This is a genomic window from Thermodesulfatator indicus DSM 15286, from assembly GCF_000217795.1.
GTDB classification, from domain to species: Bacteria; Desulfobacterota; Thermodesulfobacteria; order Thermodesulfobacteriales; family Thermodesulfatatoraceae; genus Thermodesulfatator; species Thermodesulfatator indicus.
The window spans coordinates 2,253,120-2,270,618 of record NC_015681.1; the positions used below are offsets into that span (position 1 = coordinate 2,253,120).

The 17,499-nt window shown below is 44.7% G+C and carries 14 protein-coding genes and 1 pseudogene; 1 reads left to right on the forward strand and 14 read right to left on the reverse strand.

The annotated features are described in order from the left end of the window. The first annotated feature begins 8 nt into the window (after nt 1-8). Nucleotides 9-326, forward strand: a complete 318-nt coding sequence (locus tag THEIN_RS11085) for a hypothetical protein (protein ID WP_013908761.1) — start codon at nt 9-11, stop codon at nt 324-326. A gap of 92 nt (nt 327-418) precedes the next feature. Here the strand turns inward: THEIN_RS11085 and THEIN_RS11090 are convergent, their stop codons facing one another. The 14 genes and pseudogenes from THEIN_RS11090 to THEIN_RS11155 all read right to left on the reverse strand — a co-directional run bounded on the left by THEIN_RS11090 (nt 419) and on the right by THEIN_RS11155 (nt 17,495). Further along, nucleotides 419-1,387 carry an IS110 family RNA-guided transposase gene (locus THEIN_RS11090; RefSeq protein WP_013907477.1) on the reverse strand — a complete coding sequence of 323 codons (969 nt, stop codon included), beginning with the start codon at nt 1,385-1,387 and terminating at the stop codon, nt 419-421. A gap of 599 nt (nt 1,388-1,986) precedes the next feature. Next, nucleotides 1,987-4,512 (reverse strand): formate dehydrogenase subunit alpha, encoded by a 2,526-nt coding sequence (fdhF, locus tag THEIN_RS12395; RefSeq protein ID WP_342606930.1) that lies wholly within the window; start codon nt 4,510-4,512, stop codon nt 1,987-1,989. 117 nt (nt 4,513-4,629) lie between these two features. Next, nucleotides 4,630-6,075 (reverse strand): annotated as a pseudogene (locus tag THEIN_RS12400) (FAD-dependent oxidoreductase); the annotation flags it as partial. Nucleotides 6,076-6,109: 34 nt separating this feature from the next. Beyond that, a complete protein-coding gene (pstS, locus tag THEIN_RS11855; RefSeq protein ID WP_013908763.1) occupies nt 6,110-7,741 on the reverse strand; it encodes a phosphate ABC transporter substrate-binding protein PstS in 1,632 nt (543 codons plus the stop codon). Nucleotides 7,742-7,944: 203 nt separating this feature from the next. After that, nucleotides 7,945-8,841 (reverse strand): dihydropteroate synthase, encoded by an 897-nt coding sequence (locus tag THEIN_RS11115; RefSeq protein WP_013908042.1) that lies wholly within the window; start codon nt 8,839-8,841, stop codon nt 7,945-7,947. Between the two features lie 2 nt (nt 8,842-8,843). Beyond that, entirely contained in the window at nt 8,844-8,939 is a 96-nt protein-coding gene (locus tag THEIN_RS12500) for a hypothetical protein (protein ID WP_342606928.1), read from the reverse strand. After that, nucleotides 8,917-9,261 carry a nucleotidyltransferase substrate binding protein gene (locus THEIN_RS11120; RefSeq protein WP_013908764.1) on the reverse strand — a complete coding sequence of 115 codons (345 nt, stop codon included), beginning with the start codon at nt 9,259-9,261 and terminating at the stop codon, nt 8,917-8,919. The genes THEIN_RS12500 and THEIN_RS11120 overlap by 23 nt, the downstream gene beginning before the upstream one ends. Further along, entirely contained in the window at nt 9,252-9,545 is a 294-nt protein-coding gene (locus tag THEIN_RS11125; RefSeq protein ID WP_013908765.1) for a nucleotidyltransferase family protein, read from the reverse strand. The genes THEIN_RS11120 and THEIN_RS11125 overlap by 10 nt, the downstream gene beginning before the upstream one ends. A 4-nt stretch (nt 9,546-9,549) precedes the next feature. Then, nucleotides 9,550-10,902 carry an acetyl-CoA decarbonylase/synthase complex subunit gamma gene (gene acsC / locus THEIN_RS11130; protein WP_013908766.1) on the reverse strand — a complete coding sequence of 451 codons (1,353 nt, stop codon included), beginning with the start codon at nt 10,900-10,902 and terminating at the stop codon, nt 9,550-9,552. 32 nt (nt 10,903-10,934) lie between these two features. After that, on the reverse strand, nt 10,935-13,157 hold the full coding sequence (acsB, locus tag THEIN_RS11135) for an acetyl-CoA decarbonylase/synthase complex subunit alpha/beta (RefSeq protein WP_013908767.1): 2,223 nt from the start codon (nt 13,155-13,157) through the stop codon (nt 10,935-10,937). 20 nt (nt 13,158-13,177) lie between these two features. Then, complete coding sequence (locus THEIN_RS12405) at nt 13,178-15,856, reverse strand: acetyl-CoA decarbonylase/synthase complex subunit delta (protein ID WP_013908768.1); 2,679 nt, start codon at nt 15,854-15,856, stop codon at nt 13,178-13,180. Between the two features lie 16 nt (nt 15,857-15,872). Further along, the gene (locus THEIN_RS11145) at nt 15,873-16,550 is read right to left on the reverse strand and encodes a methylenetetrahydrofolate reductase C-terminal domain-containing protein (RefSeq protein ID WP_013908769.1); all 678 of its coding nucleotides are present in this window, start codon (nt 16,548-16,550) and stop codon (nt 15,873-15,875) included. Next, nucleotides 16,550-16,933 carry a hydrogenase iron-sulfur subunit gene (locus THEIN_RS11150; RefSeq protein ID WP_013908770.1) on the reverse strand — a complete coding sequence of 128 codons (384 nt, stop codon included), beginning with the start codon at nt 16,931-16,933 and terminating at the stop codon, nt 16,550-16,552. Before THEIN_RS11150 ends, THEIN_RS11145 begins: the two co-directional genes overlap by 1 nt. Further along, nucleotides 16,926-17,495, reverse strand: a complete 570-nt coding sequence (locus THEIN_RS11155) for a 4Fe-4S dicluster domain-containing protein (RefSeq protein ID WP_013908771.1) — start codon at nt 17,493-17,495, stop codon at nt 16,926-16,928. Before THEIN_RS11155 ends, THEIN_RS11150 begins: the two co-directional genes overlap by 8 nt. Between the last annotated feature and the right edge of the window lie 4 nt (nt 17,496-17,499).

Here is a 17,499-nt window from a genome sequence, read left to right on the forward strand (position 1 = left end):
GAGGCTACATGCAGATAGAAATAGAAAAACAAGTTGTCAAATTTATTCCTGAAAATGAGCAGGAAGCCCAGGAGCTCAACAAGCTCTGGCAGTATATTGTAGCCTGTGAGGGTGAAAGCTTTAAGCTTGTGCCTATCGGCATGTTCGTTCCCGCCACGTCTAAAGAGGCCATGTTCCAGGTTGAGGGTGTAAAAGTAGAAACAGTTCAGGCTACGGTTCACAAGAAGAAAGTACGTTACGTCTGTATGGAATGCAACCGCATGGAAGAATTTCCTGAAGGGGAAGCACCTATTTGCTGTGGTCAACCCATGCACGCTATGGATTAAAAAATGAGGTAGATCGCCACGGGGCCACCGGCCCCTCACGACAGAGATTGCTTCGGCTGCTGGCGCACCCTCGCAAGATACTGTGGTTTTTGTCAAGCACTTTGAGCTTCCATTTGCCATTTTTTGTAATTATAGAAAGCAAATATCAATAATTTTCTGGCACAGGCTATTATGGCCACTTTCTTCGGTTTTCCTCTCTTTATCAAACTTTCGTAATACTCTTTTAGTCCCCCTTCTTTACATCTTATGGCACTAAGCGCCCCCATAAAAAGCAAACTCCTTAACCTATTATCCCCTTTCTTGCTTATCCTGGTTACCAGCTTCCTCTTACCAGATTCCTTTACTTCCGGGTCCAATCCTGCTAGAGCTACTACCTCCCGCCGGTTTCTTATCCGCCTCTTCCGAAAAAAGATGTAACAATATGTCGCTATCATCTTCCCTATACCTTTAACTTTCTCTATCTCTCTAACCCCTCTGTTTATGTCGTCATCTTTATTTACTAATTCCTCCATCTCTTTCTTTATCTTCTGAAGCCTCTGCCTTGTTTCTTCTAAGTTTTTCTGTATGTATTTTTTGCTTTCTTTACTATCTACTGGTACTCTATCTAAATACTCTAGAAAATTAGATAACTTGTTTTCTATATTTTGAAGTAATTGATACTCACTTAACAATAAAGATAATTTCTCTAAATTTTCGTTATATTCTATTTCTTTGATCTCTTCTTCGCTAACTATCTTGTGATATTCGTATAACAGTTTCGCATCAAGATTATCTGTTTTTGCTCTATGACCTAATACTTCTCTTAAACGGGGGACTTTTCTGGGGTTAAGGGATACTACTTTTATCATATTCGTAGCACAGAACTCCTCCAGAAATGCCGAATATGGCCCTGTGGGCTCGTATATCACCACCCTTTTCTTCCTGTCTTCTTTCTTCTTAAAAAACTTCCTCTTAAATTTCTTTAAACCCCTTTCATTTTGAAACTCGTAAACCTTCTGGCCATCAAAAATAACCAATGTATCCTTGGCCACATCCACCCCAAGAAAAGATAAATTTTTCATAGGTCTTCAATTCTCCTTTCTTTGAGATAAAATAAAGATTGTTGGTAGGGAGGTCCTTCCAGGTTTAGCCTTGTATACGGACAGTTTCCGTAATTGGAAACGTCCCGGATACTGTTCAAACACAGGGAAGGACGGCTAATCTTGCGATCGAACAGTTTGCTAAAAAGCAAACGTTCCATGACTCAACAGCCTGTCCCTCCCTACCAACTTTTTTTACTTTAATGCTTTTGCCCTTTACTTAAAACCATACAATGACATCACATCTGTCACTGCGAGGAGGCCCGTAGGGAGATCCCTTCGCTGGCGCTCGGGACAGGCGAAGCAGTCCCTGAGATTGCTTCGGCCTCTAGCGAGGCCTCGCAATGACAGGGTTAAATTAAAACCATACAATGACGGGATAAAAGGTCTGGGCTCCCAGTGGCCCTGCTGGGCCACTTCGTCGTCCCTGTGGGGCTTCTCGTAAATATAAGTGGAAAGTGAGAGCCATCTACCATCAGCCATCTGTCCTCTACTATTTAGTCACTGCGAGCCCGTAGGGCGAAGCAGTCTCTTTAATAAGATTTTTCAAAGGTCCAGGTATAACTCTCTGTACCTTCTTTTTAGACTATCTTTTCAATTCTAGCGCTGGCGACCTTATACTCCGGTGTATGAACTTCTGTATCTATCCCAGCACTGGTTATAATGTTGGTTAGCGGTTCTTCAAAGTGAAAATCCATAAAAATAGTGCCAGGACGCACTCTGGTGGTAACATGGGCTCTGGCTAGTACTTCTCCGCGAGGGGTAATCACTTTAACGGGATCTCGTTCTCTAATCCGTAGCTTGCGGGCGTCTTTAGGGTTAATTTCAACGAGTTCTTCAGGTAATGCTTCCCATAAAGCTTCCACTCGTCTGGTCATGGAACCACAATTGTAATGATAAAGGCGGCGGCCTGTTATTAGGATTAAAGGATATTCGGCTTCGGTTTTATCTGAGGAACCGTAGTATTTAGGCAAGGCAAAAAAGGCCTTACCTGATGGTCTGGCAAATTTTTCCTGGAACATCAATTCTGTACCGGGATGATCTTCTGTAGGTACAGGCCAACAAAGGGTTTCTCTTTCTAAGCGCTCGTAAGTAATGCCCGCAAACGAAGGCATTATTCGGCGCATTTCGTTAAAAATATCTTCGGCGGACTCATAACCCATCTCATAACCTAATCTTTTGGAGACCTCGGCAATAATCTTCCAGTCAGGCCAGGATTCCCCGGGTGGTTCTATAAGCTTTCTAACCCGCTGAACGCGGCGTTCACCATTATCAATGGTGCCATCTTTTTCAAAAAGACAGGCCGCTGGTAATACCACGTGGGCAAAGTCAGCGGTTTTAGGCCAGAAAATGTCTTGCACCACCAGAAGATCCACTGCAGACAAAGCCTCATGAACCCGCTTGAGATTTCCGTGGGTCATGGCTACGTCATAACCCACCACGTAAAAAGCCTTGATTCGGCCTTTTATAGCCTCCCGATACATCATGGTTTCGGTAAGGCCGGGCTTTTCTGGTAAAGGAACACCCCAAATGTCTTGAAACTTTTTGCGGGTAAGGGGATCGTTTATTTTTTGATACGCTGGCAATACATAAGGCAAGGCCCCCATATCACAAGCACCCTGAACATTGTTCTGGCCACGAAGAGGCATGGCCCCGGTTCCCGGCCTGCCCACATGGCCGCACAACATAGCCAAGTCGGCTAAGGCCATAGTGCCCTGGCTTCCGCTCCGGTGCTCACTTACACCTAGCCCCCAGAAAATAAGGGCTTTTTCTGTAGTTGCGTAAAGTCTGGCAAGCTGAATAACTTGTTCTCTCCGTATACCTGTTAAACGCTCTACTTTTTCAAGGGGCCACTCGGCGAGAATATAATTTTTGTAAGCCTCAAAGTTTTCCGTTCTTTTTTCAATAAAATTTTTATTGTAAAGCCCTTCTTTGATAATCACATAAGCCAGCCCGTTAGCTAAAGGAACATTGCTTCCAGGCCTTAGTGGCAACCATAGATAGGCCTTTTCCGCTAATTCGGTTTTTCTAGGATCAATTACTACAAGCTTAAGCCCCTGTTGCAGGGCCTTAAGGATTCGGCCCCCTATTACGGGATGGGCCTCGGTAGTGTTAGCACCCCAGAGCAAAAGAAGGTCTGTTCTTTCTAGCTCGTCGAAAGGCCCAGTAGCTGCTCCTGAACCAAAGGTGGCCGCAAGCCCTGCGACCGAAGGCGCGTGTCAGACCCGAGCCGGATTGTCAACGTTATGTGTGCCAATTACTGCTCTAGCAAATTTTTGAGCTACGTAAGTGTCTTCATTGGTAGTCCGTGCCGAACAAAGAACACCTATAGAATCAGGGCCGTATTTTTCTTTAATTTCCTTTAACTTTTCAGCAACAAAATCAAGGGCCTCATCCCAGGAAACCTCTCTGAAAGGCTCATCCCGAGATAGCCGCATTAGAGGTTTTTTGAGTCTTTCTGGATGGCGGTAAAACTGGTAGCCAAAACGGCCCTTTACACAAAGTTCTCCATAATTAGGTGGCCCTTTAGCGGCGTTCACTTCCAGTATGCTATCATTTTTCACCTGCGCCAGTAGATTACAACCTGTTCCGCAATACGGACAAACCGTGCGAATTTCTTTAGCTTCTTTTTTGGTGTAAGGAACCGTAGAATCTTTACGCGAAAGAGCTCCAGTGGGACAAACATCTACACAGGAACCACAGGACACACATTCTTCCGTAAAGGTAAAGTGTATTTCTTCGTCAGGGGTCCCCTGGGCATAAATAGTTAATTCTATTCCGCCGTAGTTACAAACTCTAACACAACGATAACAGCCCACGCATTTATTAGAATCAACGTCTATGAAGAAGTGGTCTGTTTCAAGTTTATATTTAGACCTCTGGCGACCTTTAGCCGGCACACCTTCTGAGATAAGAAGATCCCTAAACGTGCATTTATGAAAGCCAAGACATCCACACTTAAGACACCGGTTAGCTTCATCTCTGGCCTGTTCTTCCGTAAAAGAATTGTATACTTCCTTAAAAGTGTGCTTGCGTTCTTCTAAGGGGAGCTCTTCGGGTTTTTCTCTGGGAATCATGGGAAAATCTTCGTAAAAATCTAGATCCATTTCTTCAAGACGCCGCCCCCGATTAAAGTCATACCTAACAGTAAGAGACGTTTTTTCTTTCTTTAAGCCGGCCAAATATTGGTGGATACTTTCTGCGGCCTTTCTCCCAGAGGCCACGGCCTGAATAACTGTTTTGGGACCAGTAACAAAATCTCCTCCTGCCCAAACCCCAGGGACACTGGTAGAAAAATCTTTTCCGACTTTGATTATTCCTTTCGGGTTTACGGCCAGTTTTTCTTCTATTTCGCCATAATTTTTAAAAGAAACATCTGGCTCCTCGCCCCAAGCCCTTATTACTAAATCAAATTCATACCATTTCTCCGTACCTTCAACAGGAACAACTTTACGAGATTTATCCTTCCCAGGAGAAGTGAGTTTAGTTCTAGCAATAAGAAGCTCGTAAATTTGCCCCCTTTTAATAAGCTTTAGCGGCTGGGCCATAAGTAAAAAGTTTACTCCTTCTTTTTCCGCCTCAATTATTTGCCTCTGATGGGCCGGCATTTCCATACGTGAGCGCGGGTAAACCACCGTGACATCTGTTCCTAAACGTAAAAGACTTCGCGCCACATCTATGGCCGTGTAGCCTCCGCCTAAAACCAATGCTTTCTGGCCAACTTTGGGTATGTCGCCACTATTCAATTGGTAAAGAAAAGAAAGGCCAGTTACCGTATGTTCTTCTCCAGGGAAATTAGTACTACGGCACTTATAAGAACCAATAGCCAGAAAAACTGCATCATAACCTTCATCTAATAAATCTTTGATAGAGAAGTCATAACCCCACCGCTTACCTGTTTTAAGATCTATTCCCAGCTCTAAAATCTGATCTATCTCTTCGCGTAAAATATCTTTGGAAATTTTAAAACCCGGATAAGCCCAACGAGGCATACCGCCTGGCTCATCCCGAGCTTCAAAAATGGTTACTTCGTGCCCTTTTAAACGTAAAAAATAAGCCGCTGAAAGCCCAGCGGGCCCAGAACCGACAATAGCTACTTTCTTACCAGTAGAAGGAAGAAATTCCGGTTTAAAAGCTTTTGTTTTTAGACCCCAATCAGCCACAAATCGTTTCAAATTATTTATAGCCACCGGTACATCTACCAGCGCACGGCGACAACGTGGCTCACAAAAACGCGGGCAAACCCGCCCTACAAGGGCAGGTAAAGGCAGCTTTTCTTTGATAAGACTTAGAGCCGAGGCGTATTCCCCTCTGGCAATAAAGGCAATGTAGCCCTGAATATTAAGCCCGCCAGGACAAGGGCCGTGACACGGAGCTTTACAATCTCCAAAGTGATTGGCTACCAGAGATTCAAGTTTTTGCTTGCGCGCTTTTTTGATTTCTTCAGTATCAGTGCGGATTTTGAGCCCTTCTTCAGGTTCGGTGACGCAGGATCTAACTAGACCCTTACCTTCTATTTCAACTAAACACAGGCCACAGGGAAATGGAGGTTCAGAAACTCCAGGCAAATGACAAAGGCTTGGTATTTCAAAACCCGCCTCTTTCAAGGTAGTTAGTAAATTATCAGCTGGTTTGACCACCACCTCCTGGCCATTCACCCAAAGTTTCATCTATTATTACCTCCGGGCTTTTTATATTGCCGATTCAAGCGGCTTTTTTGGCAGCTTTTATTTCCCTCACCGCTTGATATAACTTTTCAAGAACCTCTGGAGTTACATCTCTAAGGGTAATAATGGCGTCTTTGTGGCCAGCATGCGCACAAAGGGCAATGGTGTAACAATCTGTTTCTTCCCTTAAAATTTTGAGACCTACATCAGCATAAGGACAGGGAACCCCTACAAAAACACAAACATCTATACGATTAAACCAAATATTATCCGTCCAGAACCTGCGAGCCTCTTCTTCTACCAGAGGGTTTTCAACCGGGGGTTTCCAGTACTTAGGCATGGGGATAATATTGGCACCTACTTCTTCAACTATTTTTCTTATGATGGCCGTAGCCTTCTTAGCCCTTTCTTCTGTCTTCCAGATAACTGTAGGACCGGGGAAAAATACCGGATACTTTGCCGCCAGAAGTTTTTCTGCTATTTTTTCCAAGGCTTCATCAACAGAAACCATCTCTCCTTCTACTAAAGCTTTATCTTTTTCAGGCAATTTATAAGCATCTGATTCGTAATAACCTCCAGGCCCCCGTAAAATTAAAAAGTCTTTTTTTATACCTAAACTTTTAATCCCCTTTTCACCAAGAATACGATGGCCATCATAAGTCATATTTCTTACAAAAGATTCTGCTTTAGCTCTAAGTTCTTTAGTAATAGCACCATAACCTAACTCTTCATTAAACTTTTGCCCATCTGTTATGCACCACCAGAGAAGTTTGACCAGCTCTTTGGCTCGTTCATAAGAACGGTTATGATATCTTTGTTCTTGATAGGTAATAAACCACACTATTGTAGATAAAGGATAAGCGTCTTCCATCTGGGAGTTGATAATAGTAGCTCTGGCGTCATCGGGTATAAAAGCGTCTTTAGTAGCCGCATAAATAGCTTTTATACTTGGAGCCACAAACTCTCCTGCCTGGTTGCGTATAAGAGCCACAGGTAAGTTTTCTTTTAAAGCATAAGTTAATCCTAAATATCCTATTGTCCCTTCGTTTTCTTTTATAAATTGGGCTACTTTCTCGCTACCTTTTACCTCTTCACCTACCGGCCAATCAATTGTTTTTCCCTTGCCTATATTTTCTTCCCATTCTTCACTTATCTTGCTCAAATATTCAGAAAAGATATAAGAAGTACCAGAAGAATCAAAACGACAAACTACTTTTATAGGCATATCAGGTAATGTTATTTCTTTATTTAATTCGGCAATAGCAGGATCATTCCATTTAGATATTTTACCCAAATAAATATCAACTAATACTTCAGGTGTAAGTTTAAGTTTGTTAACTTTAGGTAAATTATAAGCTAAAGTTACAGCTCCCAGAGCTATGGGGATATGCAAAACTAGATCAGGGGCTTTGAAACGTTCTCTGTCATTTAAAGGAGCTTCTGTAACCCCAAAGTCAATAACTCGAGCTAAAACTTCGCGAATGTTACTACCAGAGTTAACATAACGATAGTTGATTCTAGTGTTCGTTTCTTTTCCATAAGTATCAAACCAGCGCGAATAAAGGGGATAAGAGAAAGTAGCTCCAAACGCCAGAAAAAGAAAATCGCCATCTATTAGACCAATCTTTTTACAAACAAGAAATATTAAAATAAGCAAAATTCTTTTCATGCTTACCTCCAACTAAATTTTTGGAGAAATAATGAAATATTAAAAAATAATAAACGTTAAGTTAAAAAAAATCAAAGATTTTACCTGCCTACAAACCAAAAATTTGGTTCATATTCGGCTAATTACGACAATAATACCCCCTATAACCGGAATAGCTTTCAGTTTTCTTTCAATAATTACTATTTCAAAGTTAACTTAAGCAATTAAAGTTCAAGCCAGGATTCAGAAAAGATGGTCTTCCCAAGAAGCACCCTCGCCGTCTTGTATATCTCAAGCTCCTTGGGCGAAAGCTTGCTCGGATCCGGCTCGTCTCCGTCCATCATATCATGCACCAACTTTACCCAATCTGGATGCTTGCCTTTGGCTATCTCCACCAGCTCTTTGTCGTAAATGTTCAAAATCGCCGAGTAAATGTTGTACTTCATGAGCATCATCAAATACACCCGGTCAAGATAACAGCGCAGGTGATGCGGTACTCCGTTTGATACGTTTGAAAGCCCTATGGTGCTCTTACACCCAGGCGCAATATCTGGAAGCATGGCAAGGAAATTAAGACCTTCAAGAATCTGGTCGGCCCCAAGGGTAATGGGGGTGCCGATGGGGTCAACCCAGATTTTTTCGTTGGGGATACCGGCCTCGTTTAAGGCCATGATAAGGTCAACGGCCATGGCCGCCCGCTCGTTGGCGTCTCGTGGCATACCCTCTGGCCCCCAGAGAAGGGCTACGACATCGCAACCTACTTCCGCAGCAAAGGGAATTAGCTTTTCCATACGCTCAGGCTGGGCCGAGATAGAGTTCATGAGCACGCGCGAGGGATTCTTTGAGGCCTTAATGCCGGCGATCATGGCCTCAGGGTTGGTGGTGTCAAGGGAAATGGGAGTGTCAACCACTTCTTCTACCACTTTGACAATCCAGGCGGCGAGGTCCGGGCCGTCTTTTTTGGCCGGGCCGATGTTTAAGTCAAGGTAATCGGCGCCTAGTTCGGTTTCTTCCTTGGCCATCTCCTGGATAGGGCCGGGGTTTCTATCTCGCATGGCCTGGCCGGTACGTTTCCCCATGATGTTGATAGACTCTGCAATACAAACTACCGTCTGACTCATATTTAAGCCTCCTCATCAAGTTTATCTTCAATGCGCCTTAAAATATTTCGCATAAGTTCTGCATATTTGGGCAAATCACGGTAAATCAGCCTGGCCACTTCCTCCCTGTAAGTGTGCGAGGTGGCATTCCTGGCATCTACCATTTTTAAAGGCCAGTTCTGTCTCTTCCGGCGAAAGAAGCCCTACTTGTCCGGCAGTCCGAAAACAACTTTTCGGTGAATAACATTCTAACTTCTCAATTTCCCAGAGAAATTGCTTGAGCACCTTCCAGACTACCTCAAAAGTATATTCAAATCTTTGAATAGAAGCGTCTCTAAAAATTACATAAAATTCGCTAGTTAACTCAACTTTTTTATCTAACAGTTCAGATAAAGTCTCAAGGGCCTTGTAAGCTGTGTTAAGCCGGATCTTTAAATCCACTTTTCTCCCTCGGTTAGTATCTTCTGGCGCAGTTCATCTGATAGTTCTTCCCACAAGACCACATCTACCTCGTATGGGAAGGTACTTTCTTCAAGAAACTCCCTAAGCAAGGAAGCAAGCTGACTTTGCCCTTTTACTACCAGATCGAAGTCTGACGCCCTCATCGGTCTGCCCCAGGCCCTTGAACCAAATAAAAAAATTTCCACTTCTTTAAGATTGTTTTTCTTACAAAACTCATTGAGCAAGTCTTTTAATTTTTGTGCCCATTTATCAGTATCAGCCATAAACCTAAGCCGCTTTCCATTCTTTCAGAAATGGCGGAAGACCGCTTGCTTCTCTCGGGCCAATTACGATTTCCCAGTCTGGTAATTCTTCTTCAAGCTCACCTTTAATACCCGCCAGATACCCGGGAATAATAAGTTTGCGGTGCTTTACCTTATCAGCAATACCGCACTTTTTTACGAACTCGGCAATGGTATCCGCCCCGAATTTCCCTGCGGCCCAGGCCGTAAGTACAGACAAACCTTCCGTGTCTTTTATAAGTAGCCAGGTAGGTACTCGGCTACCTTCTATCTCGCCCGAGACGATAAAATAAGTAAGGGCGAAGTTACAGGTGATACAGACTGGTGAGTTTTCGTCTGGGCCGTTTAGCGGATAAATGCCCTCTTCCACCACCAGCGGCCGCTGGGGGTCGGTAAAGATGTTCATGCGTTCAACCATAAGGGGATAGAGCAGATCGGCCCTAAAATCAGAAAGCACTATCATGCCCGCATACTTGGCCACCAGCACCGAAGCGATCATATACTCGGTTACAAGATTCTCTGTAAATCGAAAGGGAAAGGTAATGCTAGGAAACCCAAAAGGCTTAAAGCGTTTTTTTATAGCGGCTCGGCGCATAATAACCTGGTCTTCATAGAGCTCACGAAGCCCTCTCGGGCCGGTATCAAGAACAATATCTTTGATACCTGCTTTTATTAACTCTTCCGAGATGCGAGCCGCCTCTCCTAGAGAATCAGCCTTAACCCCCAAAGGAAAGCCAGTTTCTTTGGCAAGCTCGGCCATATCTTTAAGATTTTCTAAAGTGACCCCATAAAGAAGGGCTTTATGTTCACCACACTCTTGGGCCCCAGCGGCCAGGACATCTTTTTTCTCACTCATGAGGACGAGAACCGCTTCTGGCACTTCTTCCCGCACTTTTTTTACCAGGTCAGCCATCTTTTGAGCATCACCGCCCACATCTTCAATAGCGATAACTTCAGGCTCAAGTTTTACCCCTACTCTTTCCCAGCGAAGTTTTTTAAACTTGGCAAGCCTTTCACTTATTTCGTCTTCAGCCATATCTGTGCGCAGTAAGAGACCAATGGCCGTTGGGTGTTCAAAGCGCTTTTCGTGGCGAAATAAAACCGTCTCACCACCAACAGCTAAAGTGTGATCCCCACTTCCAAGTTTTATAGTCCTTATAGGTGGAGCTGAGGCCTCGGAAATTTTTTCTTTGGCTTCTTCTGAAACATAAGGGCAAGCAGCAATATCAGCCTGGCCAGCCGCTACTTTCATGGCGAAGGCCAAACACGTAGGAAACCCGCACTCCTTACAGTTTTTCTTAGGAAGCATGCCCAAAATCTGAATTCCAGTAAGACCCATCTCTTAACCCCTTTTCTCTCAATTTTTGGTAGCTACATAAGCGGCGGCATATCCTTAACCGGATGACCTACCTTTTCAATCCAGGCCGCCACCTCTTCTTCAGTATTGGCCACTGTTTCGTCAGCGATCTTTTCAATCAAATCAGGCACGCCTATTTCTTCTGCTCGTGCCTTGAGTTTGTCCATCAATTCTTCTTTTAAATTTTTGGGCATCCAGACCACCCGTTTAAGCCCACCTTCAGCAGTAAGGAACTTACGCGAAGTAATATAGTGTTTGGAAACCCCCATAAACCCTGGTGTCACTTGGCCACCACCCACCATACCCGCCATGGTGGTAAACTTCATTCCCGTGGGCGTAAGACCCATATAATCACGGTTGACTATCATGATACCGTTACAGGTAGGCAGTACAGCGGCGATACACTCAAAGCAACCACAGGCGGTCATTGGATCCACCATTATGCTATAAAGACTTACCCTTTCTACTTTTCCGCGGGAAGCCTGTTTAACGAATTCGTTTATTCCACTATATTGGCCAAGAGTTTCGTCAATAAGCTCGCCTTTAGGGATAGGCTGATTAGGTCCGGTAGGATTGATTTCGTAACAGGCCTTACCATCAAGCCAGTTGTAGGCACCACACATGCCGATTCGTTCAGGCGTAATCACGCACACATGGCTTGGCGCAAAACTCTGACAAAGCGTACAGGAGTAGTAAACATCAACACTTTCGTCAGTCATACCGGCAATCTTTTCGTCACGACGGGCATAAACCTGCTTGGCCAGCTCAAGTATCTCTTTTACCTTTTCCTCTTCGGTGTAGATTTTTACCTGGCACTTATCCACAATAGCACCGTACTCCTGGCGGAGCTTGGCATAAAGAATTTCACCTATGTGACGAAATAAAAAGCCTTTCTCAACAGCGGCTTTGCTAATACGAAGCCACATGATATTACGCTGCCCTACGTGCATAATGCCCTGGGCATAGTTAATAAGGTGGTGAAACTGGCGCTCTAAAATGGCCTCAAAGTCTTCCTGCATATTGGCTCCGGCCACTTCTACCAGCACAGCAAAAGGTAAGCGATATGGCGGACCTTCCAGACCAAGCTTTTCCACCTCATTTATTTCAGGGCCTATTACTTCAATTTTTCCGTCTTCCACCTCGTCAAGTTCCTTAGCCATCAGTAGCTCGACCGCAGGGGTACGCCCACCTCCACATTCAAGATAAAGGTCTCCTTTCCGTACCCTCTCTCCCTCAAAAGCTGGGGCGTAAGCGACCGGTATATCGAGCTTAACCGCCGTGACCTTAAGCCCTCTGACTTCAAGGGCCCGGTCAACCAGCTCTTCATAAGGGACCCTGGCTACTATGTGCTCGTATGTACATATGCCCCACGGCCTTATTTCCGTGAGATTCCAGTCAGCAATAGTGGGAAACCCCCAGTTAATGGCACCAGCGGCATTAGCCGCCCATTCGTCAGTCACCGGGCCAAAGGCTATAACAAAGGAAAATGTCCTTTCTTTGTTGTAAAGAAGGTTTCCGATATAGTCACCCGGTTTAATACCACCAAATGACATGGCCACCCTGCAGGCAAAGCCTATGGCAAACACTACAGAAGTGTAGTCGGGCCCAAAAGGAATAAGGCGCGTTGGCCAGCCGAGCTGAACACCAAGCTCTTTTAGCTGCTCGGCCATGCGCACACCGCCACTGTCAGAGTGCATAAATACATAAAGGTTTTTTTGCTGGAGTTCTTCAGCTATCTTTCTGGCTACTTCCTTGTCATAAGGGGCTCCAAGGCAAGCAGCAAAACCTGGCGCTGTTCCGTCAACAAATTCCACTCCACGTTTACGAAAGATAACGTCGTCAGCAGCCCCAAGCCACAAATTATCTTCAGTAGGTTCTTCGGTCTTGGTGTAAATATTCGGGTTTTCAAGATACTTGATAGCTTCTATGACTTCTTCGGCAAAAAAAGTGGCCATACCAGCGTCAAGGGCCGAACCCAAATAAGGAAGCCAGATATTTTCTGAAGGAACTGGAGGTAGAAGCTTTTCCGCTTCTTCCAGTACTTCTTTACAGTCTCCAAGTTTTTTTACAGGGTACCCGAGCATGGCATAAATAATAGGCAGGTAATAAGCAGTGTTAGGAAACCCTACAGGTTGTTCTTTTCCAAACTTATCAACTGCTTCTTCATACTTAGCCCAAGCTCTATCAACGATCTTGTGTGCTCCTTTTATGGCCACATACGCCACACTTCTTGACACAGCTCTCCCTCCCTAAGGAATTATACAGCCATCAAGCCTTTGATAATCTTTTGGGTCACTTCTATAGCTTTAGGGTGCCTCATAATTAGAAAGTCTCCTCCAGCCATAAGAAGAGATATCGCCGTAATAGCCTCAAGGGCTATGCCCCTAATCTCCTGTTCTCCAAGCATTTCATCAGATGGAAGCCCGGCTTCTTTTGTTTTCCAGACTTCTCTCCCTACATTTATGACAAAGGGCACCTGAAGCTTATCATCTCCGGCATATAGGGCGGCAAGCCTTATACGCTCCATCACTGAATAGGTATATTCGAGTCCGTAACCAACTGCTCCCACTGAAGGATCCATACCAATACGATCAAGAGGAACTCCTATATTTTCAAGCAAGATGTTCAGTTGTTTGGCCAGGTTTACGTCTATCGGGCTTGAAGCGATAAGGGCATAACCATAACCCATAGCTGTAGCTCCAAGCGCCTGGTGGTTAGTATCTACTACCGGGCCAACCATTACATTTTTGGCCCCAAGTACGTTGGCCACTTCTCTTATGACCTCTACGTCTTTTTCCGGTGAGCCAGAACCCCAGATAACTAAAGGCACATCTACCGCATTAGCTACTTTTTCCACCACTTTGGCCGCGTGGGCTGGTTCAAGATTCATGAAATTAGGATCAGTCCCCACCAGGTACACGTTTATAGCCTCAGCCCCATAAACCTCTACACACTTTTTGGCCCAGTCTCCTGGATCAGCGAAAACGTCTTCAAAATACTTGGCTATAGATTCGGGCCAGTCCTCAGGCTTGACATCAAGTACCTCCATGGCCACCCGCGGCGGGTTCTTCATCTCTCCTTCAAAGAGATGAAATGGCAAGACATTTGTACCGCCAAAGGCTATCTTTTTATCGCCTTCACCAATAGTGACTTCTTTAATCCAAGCAGTACCTGGTTCTTTATAAACATCTTCGGGAATACCCGCTGCCCTTTCTGATACATCACGATATTCACTAGAAAGATCTGAAAAGACAAGAATCTCGGAAACTTCAGGCGCCTCAGCGGTAACAGTCGGTTTTTCTTCAGGTTTTTCCATTGGCTTTTCTTCAACTGGAGGTGCCTCTTCAGCTGGCGGTTTCTCTTCTACCGGTGGTTTCTCTTTGGCGCGTAGTTCTTCTATTTTGACAAGGCCTGCCTTGGCCTCCTCTTGTTCTGGTATTACGTCTAACACTTCCTTGAAAAGCTTTTCAGCCTCGTCCAGCTCTTTGGCCTCAAGTTTTTCTTTAGCTTTGTTTAGTAACTCAGCTATTTTTTGTTCTTTTTTGATGACTTCTATAGCGTTTTTGGCCGGTTCGTTTTCCGGCTCAAGCTTAAGTACTTGTTCGTAAAGAGACAAAGCCTTATCATAATCAACAGCTTCCTGAGCTGCTTTGGCCGCAGAAAGAAGGTCAGCTATCTGTTTGGCCTTTTCTTCTTCCTCTCTGGTTATAGAAGGAACTTCAGGCTTTGGCGACACCTCTTCAATAGAAGGTCTTTCCTCAATAGGCGGTACTTCACCACCAAGTAAAGTTTTTTCTAGACTAGCTAGACCTTCATGAAGCATATTTATACCTTCCCGTAGGGCATCCATGCTTGAACGCAAAGAAGAAAATACGGATTTTAAAGCCTCAACCGGCACATCAACCTTAGGTGGCACGATCTCTTCTGGTGCTTTCTCCTCTGGTTTTTCTTCAGGTAGGGCAACCTCAGGGACTCTTTCCTCTTTGACCAATGGTTTGACTTCTTCGGCAAAAGGTCTAGCCTCAAGACCTGCTCTTTTTACTATTTCAGGAACAGCTTCTTCCCACTCAATAGCCATAATGTGAACGCCAGCTACCCCTGGGATTTCACGCACTTGCTCTATAATTTCTACGACTATCTTTATGCCTTCTTCTTTTTTGTCTTTCGCGTCTTTTAAGCGGGAAAGAATTTCATCTGGCACATCAAGCCCGGGCACGAAATACTTCATATATTTTGCCATGCCAAAGGATTTAGGCGGCGTAACCCCGGCGAGAATAAAAAGCTTTTCAGTAAGGCCGAGGTCTCTCGCCATCTCCATAAACTTACGGAAACGCTCAAGGTTATATATGATCTGAGTTTGAATAAACTGAGCCCCGGCTGCCGCTTTTTTGGCCATCCGGTGAACGCGAAATTCAAATGGATCGGCAAACGGATTTTCTGCTGCTCCCAGAAAAAACTCCGGGGCTTTACCTCTTATCTCTTCGCCGCATTGAAATTTCTTTTCATCGCGCATGCGGCGGACCATGTCTAGCAGCTGAATAGAATCAAGGTCAAAGACCCCTTTGGCCTCAGGATGATTACCAAACTTTGGGTGGTCTCCGGTAAGACATAAGAGATTTCTCATACCAAGAGCAGCGGCTCCGAGGAGGTCAGCCTGAATGGCTATGCGATTGCGGTCACGACAGGTCATTTGAATAACCGGCTCAACCCCTTCTTCGCGCACCAGCACTCCAGAGGCGATAGAAGACATACGAACAATAGCCGTTTGACAATCGGTAATGTTGGCGGCATCAACATAACCCCTGATAATGCGGGCCTTTTCCCGTACCACTTCTGGATCTGCACTTTTAGGAGGGCCTATTTCACAGGTAACGGCAAAGTGGCCTTCTTTGAGAACCCTTTCTAGATGACTGAAATATTTTTTCTCTTCGCTCACTTAGTGCCTCCTAAATTCAGTTTTTGTTAAGTTCGAGATCAGAACGCTCTCTTTTTCTCGGGCCTCCGTATCCGGCTGGGATCCAATTTTTGGGAGCCCATATCTGAGCAAGTTTTTCAAGCTCGCCTCTTGCCTTTAAGCGGTCATAAATTAACTGCCAAACACATGGAGTATCAGGAGATATTTCACACTTCCCGTTTTGGGAGCCACCGCAGGGACCGTTTAAGAGATTTTTGGCACAGCGGGCAATAGGGCATATTCCACCGGTAAGATCAAGAATACAATCACCACAACCCCGACACATCTCCTCCCACTTACCCAGAGCTGGGTTAGCTCCATAAAAGGTAGTGTTTACTCCTGGATATATCTTTAAGTCAGGATAAAGCTCTGAAGCCAGGTTAACCCCTACCCCGCAGGCCAAAGAAATCACTGCCTCAACTTCTTCTTTTAATTCTGCAAGAGGAGTCAAGTACTCAGGGTCACACTGGCGGGTGAAGGTCTTTTCTACTGTTTCTAGTGGTTTTCCGTTATTTTTCCGGGCAAGCCTTAAAGCCGAAGCTAAAATTTCTACCTCTCTGTCTCCTCCAGCCGAACAAATAGCCACACAACCACGACACCCAACTATCGCCACTTTGGCGTAGGGTTCTATCATTTCAAGAATCTGTTTTATGGGTTTTCTTTCTGCTACTATCATTAGGCTTCCTCTTTAATCTCAAGTAGTTTTTCAAAGGTGTCTTTAACGGCTGCCACAAAGGCCCCGGTATCAAGCCTTGGCACAAAGGCCATACGCACTCTTTCGGGGTTCATATCAATCTCTGAAAGGATTTCTCTGGCAAGTTCTACTTTTTTTTCTGCTCTAGCGCTACCTGTTCGATTGTGACAGACTCCCTTTTCACAGCCTGCTACCAGCACGGCTTCTGCTCCATCTTCAAAAGCTTTAAGGATATCTACGACTTCGATTCTCCCTGAACAGGGATAACGTTTAATTTCAATTTCTGCTGGTATGTCCGATAAATCTTGAGAAGTAGCCTCGTTTGTATAGTGACAGCAAAGAACCGTAAGCTTACTCTTAAGCATCTACCCCCTCGCTTTTTAGAACAGTCATCTCTGGTGGCGAGTTAAGTACAATGGCTCTAGCTGGGCATTCCACCACACATATGCCACAGGCTCTACACTTGTCAGGTTGAATTACGGCATAACCTTCTTCGGTAATATACGGAGCTTTAAAGGGGCAATCCCTTACACAGGTGAGACAAGCAATACATTTATCAGCTATAACACGAGCCAAACGCCCCACCTTAAAGCGCATTTCTAAAGCACACTCTGGATCTCTCTCTTCCACCACCGCTTTGAGGGCCTTGATAACTTCCATGGGCTTAACTTCCATAGGGCAAACAGGCACACATGAACCACAACCAGAACACTTCCAAATAGTCTCAGTCTTTAAAAACCTATCCTTTAACCCCAGAAGTACTCCGTGAACGATGACCCGTGGATCAAAGTCATCTTGGACCTTTTCTACTGGGCATATCCCCGAACAGGCTCCACAACGAAAACATTGGGCCAGTGTAGCCGGTGCTTGATATTTTTCTTTTAATTCAAAGACAAATCCTGGGTCCCTCTTTTCCAGTTCAATCATGCTA